We start from the raw sequence: 16,303 nt of genomic DNA on the forward strand, positions 1-16,303 counted from the left end.
TCCAGACCGCGCGGCGCCCCACAGCAAAAACGCGCCGCCGAAAATCCGGCGACGCGTTGCACATCGAATCGATCCGATTCAACTAGATCAACTCAGCCCTACCCGTGGGTTGAGCACGTCCCAGGCAATTGCGAGATAACGGTCCGCCGTGCTCTGCAACGTCAGTCCGTTGAGCGGCCGCGTGGTTCTCGGTTGCGACAAGGCATCGAGCAACGCGCGGCCGTAGGCATCGGCGTCGCTGGTATTGAGTAGTTCAACGCCCGGAAAATCATCGGCGAACGCGAACGAGGGAATCGCATTGCCCACGACAGGAATTCCCGACGCCAGCGCCTCCAGGAACCCGATGCTGTGCGCCTCGAAACTCGAAGGCATAGCGAACGCGTGCGACCCGCGCAAAATCTCCGCGACATTCGATTGCGGACCAATCACCTTCACACGATCGTTCAACGCCAGGTCATCCACGAGTTTCAGGATGGCCGCGTGATACTCAAGGTTTTCAATCACGCCGCACAGCAGCAACCGCACATCGGGCTCGGCAGCAGCAACGCGCGCAAATGCCTGCACAGTCTGCAACTGATTCTTCTCGGGAATATACCGGCCGATCTGGACAATTTGCCTGAAACCGGTCGATGGCAATGGCTCGCTCGCTTGCTCGAAACGCGAAATATCAACGCCGTTCGGCACCACGATCATGGAGGGATGCGAACCAACTTCCTTGACGTAATCGTCGATATTCTTCTGCGACACGCCGATCACCGCTTTCGCCCGTCCCGACAGCAACCGTTCGGCAAGTAGCAGCGCGTTGTTCGCGAAGTCGTTGGCGCCGGAATGCATGACCCAGACGATCGGCACCCGCGTCGGCAATGCGCGCACATACAAGGCCGGAATAGTGGCGTGCGCAAAAATGATGTCGGGTTTGAACCGTCGAATGGCACGATGCAGGAACAGCAGTCGCCCTGCTTTGCCAAGCGAGTGCTCCGGGAAAAAACATACGACATTGTTAGCACGCAATTCAGCGCTGATGTGCTGGAAATCGTTGTGCTCAGGCATCAGTGAAGTAATGCAAACGTCGTGACCGCCCCGCTGATGCCCAATGGCCACACCCTTGGCAAGCACCTCTGCACCAGATAAGCGGGGTGCAAGAATGACCTGAAGAATTCTCATTTTGTTGTCTTCCCCTCGGCGATCCGAATGTCCCATTGCGGCCATGCCGTCATGCGGATAAGTGCTTATCCGCATCCCCTCGCCCACGCTTCTCTGGCGCGGACGTCGGCCGGCTCGCTTGATTGTTTTTAATGAATTATGAAATGCGTCTGTCATCGAACTCCGCTCAATGCACGCACCATTAAGATACCCGAGCGCATTCAGCGCACGCCGCCATCAGGTAGCATTAATCGGTCGGTAATGAGCGGTAACAAACGTTGCGCCGGGGAACTCGTTTAAAAGACGCCGGCGTGGCTGAAGATCGAGGCAAAAAGGCAGGGTTAACGCTGTTTGGCAGAACTAAGCCGTAGAAATAACCCGTAGAACAGGCCCTATTATGAGACGGCCATGTCGGGCTGCAGCGGTGTGGCGGTTTAAGCCAATGGCACACAGCAAGCCAGCGGCTTCGATACCAGCCGCCGCGTGCGAGCCTGGACTTCGTTGTCAGCAGTCTTGCAGGCTTATTGGTCCTGCGGACATTGCAGGTTACAACCGTTCGGGTCCCCCAGGTCACCGCGCTTGCGCTTCGCCGACACGCTGTTCTGATACTTGTCCGACGGAGCGGAAGCAGCAAACGGGAGCTGCGGGTGTTGTTTCAGGCGAAACTGATCCTGCAGGATGCCACCGGGAACACCGGGGGAATTCTGGGCAAACGCGACGGGCACAAAGGCAACGGCGCTAACAACAAACGCGATCAACGCGGCAAGGCTCAAAAGCAATTTCATGGCAGCAGTAACGGTGAGTAAAACGGTCGACGGTTAAACGTTTGGCCAGAGGCATCTCCGGCGTGGTGAACGGTGATAAAACGTCCTGCGCAACACCACCGGCATTCCCCGCTAACCATCAGGTTAACGTAATTCTAAACGTAAGGCTCCGGATCAGCCGGACAGGCCGGGTCTAAATGGTTACCGCGCGTTTCCGGTCGCTCCGTTGAGCGCCGCCTCGAGCTCAAGCAGTTGCCCGCAAAAAGCCGGGTCGTAGCCCTCCAGATGCGCCACGCTGTCCCGGAACACATCGCTGCGCAGTACCGCCAGCAGGCCGCTGAGCCCCGCATCGTTGAGTTTGTCGCGATCGCACGCGAACAAGTAGTCCTCGTCGATCACCGGAATGAAGTCCAGCGCAAACTGCTGCGCGGCCGGCTGTACGCCGAAGCCAAGATCCGCCATGCCGCTCGCGACAAATGCAGCGATAGCTGAATGCGTCAGTTCGGCGGTGGCATAGCCGTTAATGCTCGCGGGGTCGACGCCTATCTGGCGCAGCGCCAGATCCAGCAACATGCGCGTACCCGATCCGGGCTGGCGGTTGACGAAACGGATGTCGTCGCGAGCGAGATCGTGCAAGCCGCGTATGCCTTTGGGATTCCCTTTGGGCAGAAACAGGCCCTGCGTGCGCCGCGTCAGATGGATCAGCCGATGCCGCCCCGCGTCGAGCCAGGGCCGGTAGATCTCGGCGCAACTCGCGCGGAATTCGCCGATCGGCAAGTGGAAACCTGCCAGCTCGCACTCGCCGCGTGCGAGCGCGGTGACGGCTTCAGCGCTCTCGCGGTATTTGATGTCGGCGGGAATTTGCTTCGTGGCCAGCGCGTCCACCAGCGCCGCAACGGCGTACCCGTGCGAGGCGTGAATCCGTATCTCGCCAACGGCGCGCGAGAGCCGCCTGTTCAGTTCGCCGGCCACTTCGCTGGCCAACGCCTGAAGTGGTCCATCGAGCCGCTCGTTCGACAAACGCTGCGCCCGCAGCACTGCTTCGCCGAGCTCCGACAGCACCGACCCGCGTCCACGCGACTTCGTAATCAGCGCACCACCCAACCGCGTCTCTATGTCGCGCAAAAGGCCCCACGCGTGCCGATAGGACAAACCCTTAGCCGACGCGGCTTGCGCGATGCTTCCCGTTTGCGAAACCAGCAGCAGCAGCGGCACGGCCGCGCTGAGACTGGCTTCGCGGCCCGCAGCGTCACGCAGGATGAGCTCCGTACGACATTCGACATCGATCATATGTAGTCCCAGTTCCTATTGCCATCGACCGATTAGCCTCGTATCTTGCATATCACGGGCTCGGTGCAGCAAATTATAAGACCGATATATGCATTTATAAAACATATACCGAGTAATGGAGACTCCCCACATGGTCCAGATGCCTCACAACCACCAGAATCAGCCGGCCGGTACGCCCGATGAGCGCGTCGCGCGCCATCTGAAAAAGGGTGCGTCCCTGCTCGCCGTGCTGCACGCCATTCAGGACGAAGCCGGTTACATTCCCGCCGATGTCATCGCCCCGCTCGCTCAGGCCATGTCGCTGTCGCGCGCGGAAGTGCACGGCGTGATCACCTATTACCACCATTTCCGCTCCGAGCCGCCTGCGCGCGTGACCGTGCAGTTGTGTCGTGCCGAGGCCTGCCGGAGCATGGGAACGGAAGCGCTGGCGGCGCATATCGAAGGGCATACGGGGTGCAAGTTCGATTCCGGTCATCAAGTCGATACCGAGCTCGAGACCGTGTATTGCCTTGGGCAATGCGCGTTGTCGCCGGCGATGACGATCAACGGCGAGCTGTACGCCCGCGTCACCCCGCAGAAGTTCGAACGGCTGTATGAAGCGGCGCGCGTTCATTCGAGCGCGGAGGACCTGGTATGACGCGCATCTACGTCCCTTGCGATTCGTCGGCACTCGCGCTCGGCGCTGATCGCGTCGCGCTGGCAGTGGCGGCTGAAGCTCACAAACGCGGGATTGAAGTTGAAGTCGTGCGCAACGGTTCGCGCGGCATGCTGTGGCTCGAACCGCTGGTCGAAGTGGAGACGGCTGAAGGCCGTATCGGTTATTCGAATGTGGATGAAGACGATGTCGCCGCGCTCTTCGATGCCGATCTGGCAAACGGCGGCGCGCATGAAAAGCGCGTCGGCGTAGTCGACACCTTGCCGTGGCTTGCCAAGCAGCAACGCCTGACCTTCGCGCGCATCGGCATCACGGACCCGCTTTCCACCGATGACTACGTGAAGCATGGCGGCCTCGAAGGTTTGCGCAAAGCGCTTGAAACCGATGGCGACGCCGCCTGCGAAGCGCTGCTTGAATCGGGCCTGCGAGGACGCGGCGGTGCAGCGTTCCCGGCCGGTATCAAATGGCGCACGGTGCGGGCTGCATTGGCGCCGCAGAAGTACATCGTCTGCAATGCCGATGAAGGCGATTCCGGCACGTTCTCGGACCGGCTGGTCATGGAAAGCGATCCGTACATGTTGATCGAGGGGATGATCATCGCGGGGATCGTGACCCGGGCAACGAAGGGTTATATCTATGTGCGCAGCGAATATCCGCACGCGATTGCGACGCTGAACCGCGCCATCGATAAAGCTCGCGATGCAGGCTGGCTTGGCGCGAGCGTGCTCGGCAGCGACAAGGCATTCGAACTGGAAGTGGCCAAAGGCGCCGGTTCGTATGTCTGCGGCGAAGAAACGGCGTTGCTGGAATCGCTGGAAGGCAAACGCGGCGTGGTCCGCGCGAAGCCGCCGGTGCCTGCTTTGGTCGGCTTGTTTGGGCAGCCGACAGTGATCAATAACGTCATCACCCTGGCGACGGTGCCCATCATCTTCGCCAAAGGCGCCGCGTTTTATCGCGACTTCGGCATGGGTCGTTCGCGCGGCACGCTGCCGTTCCAGATTGCTGGCAACGTGAAGCAAGGCGGCCTCGTGGAGCTGGCGTTCGGCGTGACCCTGCGTGAACTGATATATGAATATGGCGGCGGCACGGCCAGCGGCCGGCCGGCGCGCGCCGCGCAAGTCGGTGGTCCGCTCGGAACGTATCTGCCCGAAAGCCAGTGGGATATTCCCATGGACTACGAAGCATATGCAGCCGTCGGTGCGGTGGTCGGGCATGGCGGTATCGTAATTCATGACGATACCTCGAATCTCGCCGATCTCGCCCAGTACGCCATGCACTTTTGCGCCGTCGAATCGTGCGGCAAATGCACACCGTGCCGCATAGGTTCCACGCGCGGCGTTGAAGTCATCGCGAAGATCCGTGCAGGAGACACCTCGCCGAAACAGGTCACGCTGCTGCGCGATCTCTGCGACACCATGGTTTCTGGCTCACTCTGCGCGATGGGCGGCATGACGCCGTATCCGGTGCTGTCGGCACTCGACCATTTCCCTGAAGACTTCGGTCTTTCCAAAAAGCCGTCGCAGAAAGCGGCTTAAAAGAAGGAACACAACCATGTCCAACTCATCCTGCGGTTCCGGCAATTGCGCGTGCAAGACGAAACTGCGCGATCCCTTCGACGATACAGACTACGGCACGCCGCTGCGCCATGCGGATATCGACGTGACGCTCGATATCGATGGTACTTCGGTGACCGTACCAGCGGGAACGTCGGTGATGCGCGCGGCGATCGAAGCCGGCGTCAACGTTCCTAAACTCTGCGCAACGGATTCGCTTGAGCCGTTCGGTTCGTGCCGTCTGTGCCTGGTTGAAATTGAAGGCAAGCGCGGTTATCCAGCGTCGTGCACGACGCCTGTGGAAGCCGGGATGAAAGTGCGGACACAGACGAACAAGCTGCAGTCGCTGCGCAAGAACGTGATGGAGTTGTATATCTCCGATCACCCGCTCGACTGCCTCACCTGCCCCGCCAACGGCGACTGCGAGTTGCAGGACATGGCGGGCGTAGTCGGCTTGCGTGAAGTTCGCTACGGCTATGAAGGCGCGAATCACCTGAAGGACAAGAAGGACGAATCGAATCCGTATTTCACGTACGACGCGTCGAAATGCATTGTCTGCAATCGATGCGTGCGCGCGTGTGAGGAAACGCAAGGGACGTTCGCGCTGACCATCGCGGGACGGGGTTTCGAATCGCGCGTGGCCGCGAGTGAAAACCAGCCGTTCATGGAATCGGAATGCGTGTCGTGCGGCGCGTGCGTGGCGGCTTGCCCCACCGCGACGCTGCAGGAAAAAACCGTGATCATGCTCGGCCAGCCCGAGCATTCGGTCGTGACGACGTGCGCGTATTGCGGCGTCGGTTGTTCGTTGAAAGCCGAGATGAAGGGCAGCGAAGTCGTGCGCATGGTGCCGAACAAGAACGGCCAGGCCAACGATGGTCACGCGTGCGTGAAAGGCCGCTTTGCATGGGGCTACGCTACGCACAAGGATCGCATCACCAAGCCGATGATCCGCGCGAAGATCACCGATCCGTGGCGCGAAGTAAGCTGGGAAGAAGCGCTCTCGTACGCGGCCAGCGAATTCCGTCGCATCCAGGACAAACATGGCGTGGATTCGATTGGCGGGATTACATCGTCGAGATGTACGAACGAGGAAACCTACCTCGTGCAGAAACTCGTGCGCGCGGCGTTCGGCAACAACAATGTCGATACCTGTGCCCGTGTTTGTCACTCGCCGACCGGTTATGGCCTGAAGACGACGCTGGGTGAATCGGCGGGAACGCAGACCTTTGCGTCCGTCGAGAAAGCCGACGTGATCGTCGTGATCGGTGCGAATCCGACCGATGGCCACCCGGTGTTTGCATCGCGGCTCAAGCGCCGGGTGCGTGAGGGCGCGCAACTGATCGTGGTGGACCCGCGTCGTATCGATATCGTGAATACGCCGCACGTGAAGGCGTCGCATCATCTGGCATTGCGGCCGGGCACGAACGTCGCCATGGTCAACGCGCTCGCGCACACGATTGTGACCGAGGGCCTGGTGAAGGAAGATTTCGTCGCCGAGCGCTGCGAACCGCGTGCGTTCCAGCAATGGCGTGACTTCGTGACGCTCGAAGAGAACTCGCCGGAAGCCATGGAAGCCATCACCGGCGTCCCGGCTCAATCCGTGCGCGAAGCCGCGCGGATCTATGCGAATGCCGGTAACGGTGCGATCTACTACGGCCTGGGCGTGACGGAACATGCACAAGGCTCGACGACGGTCATGGGTATCGCGAACCTCGCGATGGCAACCGGCAACGTCGGCCGTGAAGGCGTAGGCGTGAATCCGTTGCGCGGTCAGAACAACGTGCAGGGTTCCTGCGACATGGGTTCGTTCCCGCATGAGTTGCCGGGTTATCGCCATATCAGCGACGCGGCAGTGCGCGCGTTGTTCGAAGAAGCGTGGAGCGTCAAGCTGCAATCGGAACCGGGTCTGCGGATTCCGAACATGTTCGATGCCGCCGTTCACGGCAGCTTCCTGGGCCTTTACTGCCAGGGCGAAGACATTGTTCAATCCGATCCAAATACGCAGCATGTAGCGAAGGCGTTGTCGTCGATGGAATGCATCGTCGTGCAGGATATCTTCCTAAACGAGACGGCCAAATACGCACACGTGTTCCTGCCGGGTTCATCGTTCCTCGAGAAAGACGGCACGTTCACCAACGCTGAACGCCGCATCTCGCGCGTGCGCAAGGTCATGCCGCCGCTGCCCGGACTGGCTGATTGGGAAGTCACGATCAAACTCGCCCGCGCGCTCGGTTATGAAATGAACTACACGCATCCGTCGCAAATCATGGACGAAATCGCGCGCCTCACGCCCACGTTCACGGGCGTGTCGTACAAGCGTCTCGATGAACTCGGCAGCATTCAGTGGCCGTGCAACGAGCGTGCGCCGAACGGCACGCCGACGATGCACATCGACGAATTCGTGCGCGGCAAGGGCCGCTTCGTCATCACGAAATTCATCGCGACGCCGGAGAAGGTCACGCGCAAATTCCCGTTGCTGCTCACCACGGGCCGCATCTTGTCGCAGTACAACGTGGGCGCGCAGACGCGGCGCACGGAGAACTCGCGCTGGCATGACGAGGATCGGCTGGAGATTCATCCGCATGACGCCGAGGACCGCGGCATCAAGGCCGACGATTGGGTGGGGATTGAATCGCGTGCCGGGCAGACCGTGCTCCGCGCAAAGGTCACCGAGCGGATGCAGCCGGGCGTGGTGTACACGACGTTCCACTTCCCGGAGTCCGGCGCAAATGTGATCACCACCGACTCTTCAGATTGGGCCACGAATTGTCCCGAGTACAAGGTGACGGCGGTGCAGGTCATGCCGGTGGAACAGCCGTCGCAATGGCAGAAGGATTATTCGCGCTTCAATACGCAGCAGTTGGAATTTCTCGAGTTGCGTGATTCGACGGTGGCGGCGGTGACGTCGTCGGGGAAATGAGCATGGATGGGAACAAATCATGGATGTGAACAGCCTGGTCGAGATGGCGAACCAGATCGGTGAATTCTTCGATTCGATGCCGGATCGTGCGGAAGCGGTCGACGGCGTAGCCGATCACATTCACCGGTTCTGGGCGCCAAGGATGCGGATTGCGCTGCTCAACGGACTGGACAATCCGGAGGTTGCTTCCGAACTCAAACCGATTGTGCTGGAAGCGCTGACGAAACATCGGGTGGCGCTGACGCCGGCGGGGGCGGAAAATCTGGCGAGTTGATCGAGGTAGAATCACGCGATTTCCGGACTCATAGGATTGAAAAACGTGAATCAAAAAGTTGAAAGCGTAACGGCGCACGATGAACGCGACCGCTTGACCCACGAAGCGTTGGCGAGCTTGCACGCCGGGTTTCGCGTTCCGCAAGCCGAGGTACGGAAGTGGGCCGAGAGCTTGAACACGGTCGAGCCTCTCCCGCTGCCAAAATCCAGCTAACTCTCCCCTCGCGGCTGCGTCGAACCAAACCAGGTTTCGCAATGCCGCAGCAGCGCCTGCGTATCCGACGGCGCTCGCCCTCTCGCCGCAATATACCCATCCGGGCGCACCAGATAAAAGCACGGCCGTGTGCGCCCGTACGCATCGGTCAGCGAGTTCGCGCTATCGCTTTCGTTATCGGTGATACGCCACACACGCACCGTATTCGGCAACACTTCTTCCACCAATACCGCCAGCTCGTCCAGATCCTTATCGCGGATAGCATGCGCGACGGTGAGCGTCGCCGGCGCCAGCGCGATGTCATCTTCCTGCAACGGGTTCACCAGCAAGAACAACGAGAAGCACGCGGGATCGTGGAGATCGAAGAGACACCCCACGCCCGGCGCCCGGCCAAGCGGGCCATCGATGACATGCACCCACGCGTCCGGCGCGCGCTCACCCGCACGCGGACCGCCATCGAGCAAGCGATCCAGCGTGAGCGGACTGCGCCGGTATTGAATCGACAACTCGCTGACCGTGCGTCGAGCGGCATCGCGCAACGGACCAATCGCCGATAAAGCCGGCATCACGTGATCGCGAATCAGCTTCATCGGACCATGCTCCGCAGCGGCCATTTGCGTCATGAAACTGGATTGCCGCAGCACTTCGCGCTCGATCGGATGACGCTCGTCGTGGTACGTATCCAGCAAGCGATCCGGCGCGACCCCCGCCAGCATCCGCGCAATCTTCCAGCCGAGGTTAAATGCCTCCTGAATGCCCGTGTTCATCCCCTGCGCGCCGGCCGGACTATGGACATGCGCAGCATCGCCGGCAAGAAAAATGCGGCCCGAACGCAGCCGGTCAGCCATGCGACTATTCAGATGAAAATACGACGACCATTGAAGGTTCGTCGCCGTCACACGATGATGAATACGCCGTTCGATAATCGCTTTGCATTCGTCAAGCGTCGGCGCCGCGCTTTTATCCGGACTGTCCGCCCCGTTATCGGACGCCACGCCGGACGCTACGCCGGGTACCGCGGCGGACGTCGCACGCTTGTCCGCGATCAGGCGCGTGCGGCCACCGCCCATCGGAAACAAGGTCGCGATTCCTTCGCCGGACGCGAAGATATGGAATTCGTCGTCGGGCCATTCGGTGTCGGCATGAAGATCGGCGAGCAGGAAGGTTTGCTCGAAAGTCTTGCCCGTGAACTCGATGTCCAGACCGTGGCGCACCGTGCTATGTGCGCCGTCAGCGCCGATCAGGTAGGACGGGCGAATCGATTCTTCAGCGCCGTTTGGATGCCGCACGGCCGCGTCCAGCCCCGCCGATCCTTGCCGGAAACGCATCAATTCCACGCCGCGTTCAATGTGCACGCCGAACGACGCGAGGTGCTCCGTCATCAGGCGTTCGGTGACGGATTGATCGAGGAACAACAGATATGGATAGCGCGTTTGCAACGGATCGAAGTCGAGCCGCAAAAGGCGCTGGCCGTTCGAATACAGATTCGCGACACGCGCCCGATGACCGAGTTCGAGAAACGGTTCGACCAGCCGATGCTGCTCGAAGAGCTCAAGCGTGCGTGCCTGAATGCCGATGGCGCGTGACCACGGCGAGGGTTCAGGGGCTTTGTCGATGAGACGCACCGGAATGCCGGCACGCGACAAGCTCATCGCGGCGGCGAGGCCCGTTGGACCGGCGCCGGCGATCAGAACCGGCGGCACGTCGAGGACTTTGTGTCGATTCGGCGTCTGCGCGAGCATGCGCTTCTCCCTCAAACTTCACAGTGCCAAGTGTACGCCGGTCGCCTCGCGCGAACGACCGCTCACTCAATGCGCGTGCGCCTGAGGCTTAGGATGTTCTGGCGAACGTTCGTGCAGCGCGCAATGGTGCTCCGTCGTGCCTCTTTCCACTTGCAGCGTGGCGTGGTTCATCGCGTGATCGCGGCGCAAGGTCGCCACGATGCCGTCCACGAAACTATCGCCGGGATGGCCTTCCGGCATCACCAGATGCGCGGTCATTGCGTTCTCCGTGGTGGACAGCGCCCACGCGTGGAGATCGTGGACGTCGGTGACGCCCGGCACACCCGCCAGATATCGTTCGATACCCGGCTTGTCCACGCCGGGCGGGACTGCGCCCATTGCGAGACGCATGGCGTCGCGGCCAAGGCCCCAGGTGCCCACCACGATCACCGCGACCACGATAATGCTCATCACCGGATCGATCCAGCTCACGCCCGTGAACAGGATCACGAGGCCGCTGATGGCAACCGCGGCGGAAATGCCGGCGTCGGCCGCCATGTGCAGGAAAGCGCCGCGCACGTTCAGGTCCCCCTTGCTGCCGCGCATGAAGAGCCATGCCGAGAAACCGTTCACGACCATGCCAAGCGTTGCAACAATAAACACGTCGAAGCCCGCGACGGGCGCCGGATTGAGCAGGCGCTGCACGGCTTCGAGCACGATCGCGCCGCACGCGAAGAGCAGCAGCGCGGCGTTGGCGAGCGAAGCGAGTATCGACGAACTGCCCAGTCCGAACGTGTAGCGCTCCGACGGTTTGCGCGTGCCCAGCCAGACGGCGCCCCAGGCGAGCAGCAGGCCGAGGACATCGGAGAGATTGTGGCCGGCGTCGGCCAGCAACGCGGTGGAATGAGCGATAAAACCGTACACCGCTTGCACCACCACAATCAGCATGTTCAGCCCGACTGCGATCGCAAATGTGCGGCCCTGTCCCGCTTGCGGCGCGTGATGGTGATGGTGGCCGCCAGCGCCGTGGTGATGGGCGTGACTCGGCTCATGATCGTGGTCGTGGTCGTGGTCGTGGTCGTGGTCGTGGTCGTAAGCATCCGCATGCTCGTGCTGGTGTTTCTCTTGAGGTTGCATTTATTCGTTATCCGGTCGGAAGTCGGCTTGCGGCTCGGCAACGTGCTCGAGCAATTCGGCCAACATGGCGCTGATGTGGTTATCGGCGGCGAGATAGAAAACCTGCTTGCCTTCACGCTCGGCGCGTACGATCCGCGCCGCCCGCAACAAACGCAGGTGATGGCTGACGAGAGAAGCCGACAATCCCAGCGATTCCGCTATTGCCCCCACCGCGCAGCGCCGGTCCACGCACGTCAGGACAATGCGCAGCCGGGTGGGATCGCCCAGCAGGCGGAACAGGTCGGCGAGCGGAACCACGCGCTCATCGGTTGCTACAAAGGGAGAGGACAAAATAGATCAGCCAACAGTTGAACAGGTGTTCATATGTTACAGAAATGAATCCGGGTGCGTCAACGCAAAATTCGTGATCGGCGGCGAACGTGTGTAAAAATGCGGCGTTTGCATTCGATTTTCCTCAATGGATACAGTTTTTGCGCGTGGCTTCGCGGCGCATCGCGATGGCCGCCTCACCGAAGCGGAACGCGACTATCAAGCCGCGCTTGCCGCAGAGCCCTCCCACGTCGACGCACTTCATCTGCTCGGCGTGCTGCGCCATCAACAGGGCCAGCACGCGGAAGCAGCCGAACTGGTGCGTCGCGCGGTGGACCTGCGCCCGGCTGACGCCGGTCTGCAGCTCAATCTTGGCAACGCGCTGAAGGCGCTGGGCCGGATTGACGACGCCATCGAGCGATTCCGCAACGCGCTGCATCTGGAACCCGGTTTTTCGCTTGCGCAGTACAACCTTGGCAATGCGTACTCAGCGGCAGGTCGTCACGAAGACGCCGCCGATGCCTTCGAAAAAGCGCTGCGACTGCAACCGTTGGACGCCGCGACCTGGAATAACTTCGGCAATGCGCTGCTTGGCATGCGTCGTTACGAAGAAGGCGCGAAGGCATTTCGCCGCGCGCTGCAGATCCGTCCCGGCCACGCGGGCGCGCACAACAATCTCGGCATGGCGCTCAATTCGCTGGGGGACACCCACGGCGCAATCGAGCAATTCCGGGCCGCCATGGCGGTCGAGCCGAACTATGTCGCGGCGCATTTCAACCTGGGCAATCTCCTCGATGCCGCCGGCCGCCCTCACGAAGCCGTGCCGGTACTCCAGAAAGTACTGCGTATGCAGCCGCAATTCGCGCCGGCGCACTTTGGCCTGGGTCACGCGCTCGCGGCTATCGGCTCGCACGAAGCGGCGTTGCCGCAATTCGAGCGTGCAGTCGGGCTCGATCCCAAGTATGGCGTTGCGTGGCTTGGCCTCGGCAACGCCCATTTGGCGCTCGGTGCGCACAGACCTGCGTTGCGTGCGTTCGATCAAGCCTTGCGGCTCGATCCCGGACTCGCCGCGGCAAATCTGAACCGGGCGCTGACGTTGCTGGCATTGGGTGATTACACGCGCGGCCTGCCCGCCTACGAATGGCGCCTGCGCACACCGGGCAGCATTACGCCGCCGTCGCTGCCGAAGTGGAATGGCGAGCCGCTGCCGCGCCAGACGCTCCAGATTCGCGCGGAACAAGGTTTCGGCGATACCTTGCAGTTCGTTCGTTTCGTACCCTTCGCGGCGAAGCTCGTCGGACAGATCGTGCTTGAAGTACAGCCGGAACTCGTCGCGTTGCTTGAGCCGGCGGCGCACGCGGCGGGCGTCTTGCTCAAGAGCACGGCCAGTGGTTCGGGCAATGCAACTACGCCCCCCGATGCAGACGTTTTCTCGCCATTGCTGAGCTTGCCCCTGGCGCTGGGGGTATCGAACGCCGACAAGGTGCCCGCGCGCACGCCGTATCTCGTGGTGCCGGCGGCGTACAGGAAGAAGTGGCGCGGCTCGCTCGGCGGTCAGTCGAAACGCAAGCTGGGCATTGCATGGTCCGGGCGGATTCAGCCGGGCGAAACCCGTTCGGCGTCGCTTGGCATGCTCGAACCGTTGTTCAGGCTGGAAGGCATCGACTGGATCGTCTTGCAGCCCACGTTGACCGACGAAGAGCGCTCGTTGCTGGACACTCATCCGCGCACCCGCTTCATCCAGCGACTGGAAGGCAAGCTCGAAGATTTCGCGGATACGGCCGCGATCGTGGATCGGCTGGACGGCGTGGTATCCGTCGATACCGCCGTCGCTCACCTGACCGGCGCGTTAGGAAAGCCGTTATGGCTGATGCTGCCGTTCGCGGCGGACTGGCGCTGGGGTATCGATACCGCGTCGACTCCGTGGTACCCGAAAGCACGTTTGTTCCGGCAACCGAAACCCGGTGCATGGGACGATGTAGTCGCACGCGTGGCTGGCGAAATAGGCGCGTCGTAAAACAGCATGCTCGTTGAGCACACAAACAAAAACCCCCTCGTCATGGCGAGGGGGTTTTTGGTTTCAGCGCCGGCGAATCTCACGCCGGCATCACGCCGTCTTGTATTGACTGCGCGCTTCCGTGGATCGATACAGCACGAGCGTCGCGATCAGCCCGCAGACCGCGGCAACGGCCATCCACGCGCCCGGCGCCGCCTTGTTGCCGGTTGCGTGAATCAGGTACGTGGAGATAGCGGGCGTAAATCCGCCGATAGTCGTCGCAAGGCTATACGCCAGCGAAAAACCCGTCGTGCGCACTTCGACCGGCATGACCTCGGTGAGCGCCACGACCATCGCGCCGTTATAGCTGCCGTACAAGAATGAGAGCCACATCTCCACGCCGAGCAAGCGCAGGAACGATGGATCGGCGACCAGCCACTGCACCGCCGGATACGACGTGAGAATGGTCAGGACCGTGAAGAACAGCAGCACCGGGCGGCGTCCGATGCGGTCGGAAATCGCCCCGGAAAGTGGCAGCCACACGAGATTCGACAAGCCGATGAACACCGTCACCACCAGCGCATCGATGGAGGAAAGCTTGAGCACTTCCTTGCCGAAGGTCGGCGTGTAGGCGGTGATCATGTAGAACGACACCGTGGTCATGATGACCATGCCCATGCCGGCAAGCACGATGCCCCAATTCGAGAGCATGGACTTCATGATCTCGCCCATGTCCGGACGATGCTTGCGCGCGAGGAACTCTTCAGTTTCCTGCAACGAACGGCGAATGATGAACAGGAACGGCACGATCAGGCAGCCGATGATAAACGGCACGCGCCATCCCCACGAAGTCATCTGGTCAGGCGGCAAGATCCGGCTCATGGTCACGCCGATCAACGCGGCAAACACCACGGCCACTTGCTGGCTACCCGACTGCCATGAGCAGTAGAAGCCCTTGTTGCCCTTGGTCGCGATTTCGGAGAGATACACCGACACACCGCCGAGTTCCACGCCGGCCGAGAAGCCTTGCAGCAAACGTCCGAGCAACACGATGATCGGCGCCAGCACGCCAATGGTCGCATACCCCGGAATCACGGCCACCAGCAAGGTGCCGGCTGCCATCATGGCCAGCGTGAGGATCAGGCCCTTGCGCCGGCCGTGATGATCGATATACGCGCCGAGCACGATGGCGCCGATCGGCCGCATCAGGAAGCCCGCGCCGAACACGGACAGCGCCAGCATCAGCGACGCAAATTCGTTACCGCTCGGGAAGTAGGTTTTAGCGATGGCCGAGGCGTAGTAGCCGTAGACCATGAAGTCATACATTTCGAGGAAATTGCCGCTGACGACGCGGAACACCGATTTCGCCTTCGACTCGTTCGCGGGCGTTGCATGTGAGGGGCTGGACATGACTATCTCAAAAAACAGTGGCCAGATTCCGCAGCTGATGCGTCGTGAATCGACCGGATGTTGACGACCCGGTAGCACTGCACCGGATGCCTGTGTAAGCTTCGCCGTGCTCAAACCAGCGAAAAATGCTCAAAACGATGCGAAAGCGCGCTCGACAACCGTAAATAAGGGTTAACCATAGCAACGCCGAAACCCTGCACGACGCCAATGTTACAGCGGGAAAGTGAAATCCGCCTATTCGGAACATCGCGCATGTGTATGGAAAAACACCTTAAAATTACATTACACATGCCTATCTATTCGCCTACATTTTCCGATCCATCATGGCCCTTCGTGCTGCGGCCGGCCACGTCCGCCGATGCACAACTGATCGCCAGGATGCACGCGCAAAGTTGGGCGTCGGCGTATCGCGGAATCCTGCCGGACGATTTTCTCGATCGCGAGATGTCGGCTGAACGAGAAACGCACTGGCACACACGATTCGAAGAACTGGCTGAAGGTGCGGGTGAGGTATTGCTCGCGATACAAGATGATCGGCCGGCCGGTTTCGTTTGCCTGCTTGCACCCGATGAAAACGGCAGCGTGCTCGTGGACAATCTGCACGCGCTACCGGCAGCCAAAGGCAGCGGGTTGGGCACCGCCATGTTGAGCGTCGCCGCGCAATGGGCACGCGATCGTGGCGCGCTCAGCATGCATTTGTTTGTACTCGAACCGAACGTTGCAGCTATTGGTTTCTATGAGTCTCGCGGATGGCGACTGGCTGGCCGCGAAGACGACACAATGGGCGGCATTAATATCGTCGCGCTGCGTTACGTCCTGCCGATCGGCTGATGCCTCGTCGTCTTTCTTTGCCTTCGCGGATTGGCCGTTGTAATCTGGTTCAACGCCTGTGTGCTGGCTGCAAAAGCACGTATCCGA

At 61.0% G+C, this 16,303-nt stretch carries 13 protein-coding genes; 6 read left to right on the forward strand and 7 right to left on the reverse strand.

Annotated elements, in window-relative coordinates; all coding sequences use genetic code 11:
* Positions 1-87 precede the first annotated feature (87 nt).
* The 3 genes from HB376_RS35250 to HB376_RS35260 all read right to left on the reverse strand — a co-directional run bounded on the left by HB376_RS35250 (position 88) and on the right by HB376_RS35260 (position 3,197).
* A complete protein-coding gene (locus HB376_RS35250; RefSeq protein ID WP_213768325.1) occupies positions 88-1,164 on the reverse strand; it encodes a glycosyltransferase family 4 protein in 1,077 nt (358 codons plus the stop codon).
* Positions 1,165-1,664: 500 nt separating this feature from the next.
* Complete coding sequence (locus HB376_RS35255) at positions 1,665-1,928, reverse strand: hypothetical protein (RefSeq protein WP_213768326.1); 264 nt, start codon at positions 1,926-1,928, stop codon at positions 1,665-1,667.
* 180 nt (positions 1,929-2,108) lie between these two features.
* Positions 2,109-3,197, reverse strand: a complete 1,089-nt coding sequence (locus HB376_RS35260; protein ID WP_213768327.1) for a substrate-binding domain-containing protein — start codon at positions 3,195-3,197, stop codon at positions 2,109-2,111.
* Positions 3,198-3,336: 139 nt separating this feature from the next.
* Between HB376_RS35260 and HB376_RS35265 the strand changes: the two genes are divergently transcribed.
* Genes HB376_RS35265 through HB376_RS35280 form a run of 4 tightly spaced genes read left to right on the forward strand, consistent with a single transcriptional unit; the run spans position 3,337 to position 8,599 of the window.
* The gene (locus tag HB376_RS35265; RefSeq protein WP_213768350.1) at positions 3,337-3,834 is read left to right on the forward strand and encodes an NAD(P)H-dependent oxidoreductase subunit E; all 498 of its coding nucleotides are present in this window, start codon (positions 3,337-3,339) and stop codon (positions 3,832-3,834) included.
* Positions 3,831-5,387 carry a formate dehydrogenase beta subunit gene (locus tag HB376_RS35270; protein ID WP_213768328.1) on the forward strand — a complete coding sequence of 519 codons (1,557 nt, stop codon included), beginning with the start codon at positions 3,831-3,833 and terminating at the stop codon, positions 5,385-5,387. The genes HB376_RS35265 and HB376_RS35270 overlap by 4 nt, the downstream gene beginning before the upstream one ends.
* Positions 5,388-5,403: 16 nt before the next feature.
* Positions 5,404-8,325 (forward strand): formate dehydrogenase subunit alpha, encoded by a 2,922-nt coding sequence (fdhF, locus tag HB376_RS35275; protein ID WP_213768329.1) that lies wholly within the window; start codon positions 5,404-5,406, stop codon positions 8,323-8,325.
* 19 nt (positions 8,326-8,344) lie between these two features.
* The gene (locus HB376_RS35280; protein ID WP_213768330.1) at positions 8,345-8,599 is read left to right on the forward strand and encodes a formate dehydrogenase subunit delta; all 255 of its coding nucleotides are present in this window, start codon (positions 8,345-8,347) and stop codon (positions 8,597-8,599) included.
* Positions 8,600-8,808: 209 nt separating this feature from the next.
* Here HB376_RS35280 and HB376_RS35285 read toward each other — a convergent pair whose 3' ends face one another.
* From HB376_RS35285 to HB376_RS35295, 3 genes are all read right to left on the reverse strand, one after another.
* Positions 8,809-10,554, reverse strand: a complete 1,746-nt coding sequence (locus tag HB376_RS35285) for an FAD-dependent monooxygenase (RefSeq protein WP_213768331.1) — start codon at positions 10,552-10,554, stop codon at positions 8,809-8,811.
* A gap of 66 nt (positions 10,555-10,620) precedes the next feature.
* Positions 10,621-11,670 (reverse strand): cation diffusion facilitator family transporter, encoded by a 1,050-nt coding sequence (locus HB376_RS35290; protein ID WP_213768332.1) that lies wholly within the window; start codon positions 11,668-11,670, stop codon positions 10,621-10,623.
* The gene (locus tag HB376_RS35295) at positions 11,671-12,000 is read right to left on the reverse strand and encodes a metalloregulator ArsR/SmtB family transcription factor (RefSeq protein ID WP_089163376.1); all 330 of its coding nucleotides are present in this window, start codon (positions 11,998-12,000) and stop codon (positions 11,671-11,673) included. It lies immediately after the preceding gene.
* Positions 12,001-12,127: 127 nt separating this feature from the next.
* On the opposite strand from HB376_RS35295, the gene HB376_RS35300 reads away from it, so the two are divergent.
* Positions 12,128-13,996, forward strand: coding sequence for a tetratricopeptide repeat protein (locus HB376_RS35300; protein ID WP_213768333.1), 1,869 nt, complete (start codon positions 12,128-12,130; stop codon positions 13,994-13,996).
* 90 nt (positions 13,997-14,086) lie between these two features.
* Here HB376_RS35300 and HB376_RS35305 read toward each other — a convergent pair whose 3' ends face one another.
* Entirely contained in the window at positions 14,087-15,385 is a 1,299-nt protein-coding gene (locus HB376_RS35305; RefSeq protein WP_213768334.1) for an MFS transporter, read from the reverse strand.
* A 258-nt stretch (positions 15,386-15,643) separates the two neighbouring features.
* Between HB376_RS35305 and HB376_RS35310 the strand changes: the two genes are divergently transcribed.
* Positions 15,644-16,216, forward strand: a complete 573-nt coding sequence (locus HB376_RS35310) for a GNAT family N-acetyltransferase (RefSeq protein ID WP_255631747.1) — start codon at positions 15,644-15,646, stop codon at positions 16,214-16,216.
* Positions 16,217-16,303 lie beyond the last annotated feature (87 nt).

The sequence above is a fragment of the Caballeronia sp. dw_19 genome (assembly GCF_018449515.1).
Taxonomy (GTDB): domain Bacteria; phylum Pseudomonadota; class Gammaproteobacteria; order Burkholderiales; family Burkholderiaceae; genus Caballeronia.

Excerpts from the sequence above, each read along its gene's own strand:
- HB376_RS35260 (WP_213768327.1), bottom strand. The coding sequence starts at position 3,197 with ATGATCGATGTCGAATGTCGTACGGAGCTCATCCTGCGTGACGCTGCG.
- HB376_RS35250 (WP_213768325.1), bottom strand. The coding sequence starts at position 1,164 with ATGAGAATTCTTCAGGTCATTCTTGCACCCCGCTTATCTGGTGCAGAG.
- HB376_RS35255 (WP_213768326.1), bottom strand. The coding sequence starts at position 1,928 with ATGAAATTGCTTTTGAGCCTTGCCGCGTTGATCGCGTTTGTTGTTAGC.
- HB376_RS35285 (WP_213768331.1), bottom strand. The coding sequence starts at position 10,554 with ATGCTCGCGCAGACGCCGAATCGACACAAAGTCCTCGACGTGCCGCCG.
- HB376_RS35305 (WP_213768334.1), bottom strand. The coding sequence starts at position 15,385 with ATGTCCAGCCCCTCACATGCAACGCCCGCGAACGAGTCGAAGGCGAAA.
- HB376_RS35310 (WP_255631747.1), top strand. The coding sequence starts at position 15,644 with ATGGAAAAACACCTTAAAATTACATTACACATGCCTATCTATTCGCCT.
- HB376_RS35300 (WP_213768333.1), top strand. The coding sequence starts at position 12,128 with ATGGATACAGTTTTTGCGCGTGGCTTCGCGGCGCATCGCGATGGCCGC.
- HB376_RS35270 (WP_213768328.1), top strand. The coding sequence starts at position 3,831 with ATGACGCGCATCTACGTCCCTTGCGATTCGTCGGCACTCGCGCTCGGC.
- fdhF (WP_213768329.1), top strand. The coding sequence starts at position 5,404 with ATGTCCAACTCATCCTGCGGTTCCGGCAATTGCGCGTGCAAGACGAAA.
- HB376_RS35265 (WP_213768350.1), top strand. The coding sequence starts at position 3,337 with ATGCCTCACAACCACCAGAATCAGCCGGCCGGTACGCCCGATGAGCGC.
- HB376_RS35280 (WP_213768330.1), top strand. The coding sequence starts at position 8,345 with ATGGATGTGAACAGCCTGGTCGAGATGGCGAACCAGATCGGTGAATTC.
- HB376_RS35290 (WP_213768332.1), bottom strand. The coding sequence starts at position 11,670 with ATGCAACCTCAAGAGAAACACCAGCACGAGCATGCGGATGCTTACGAC.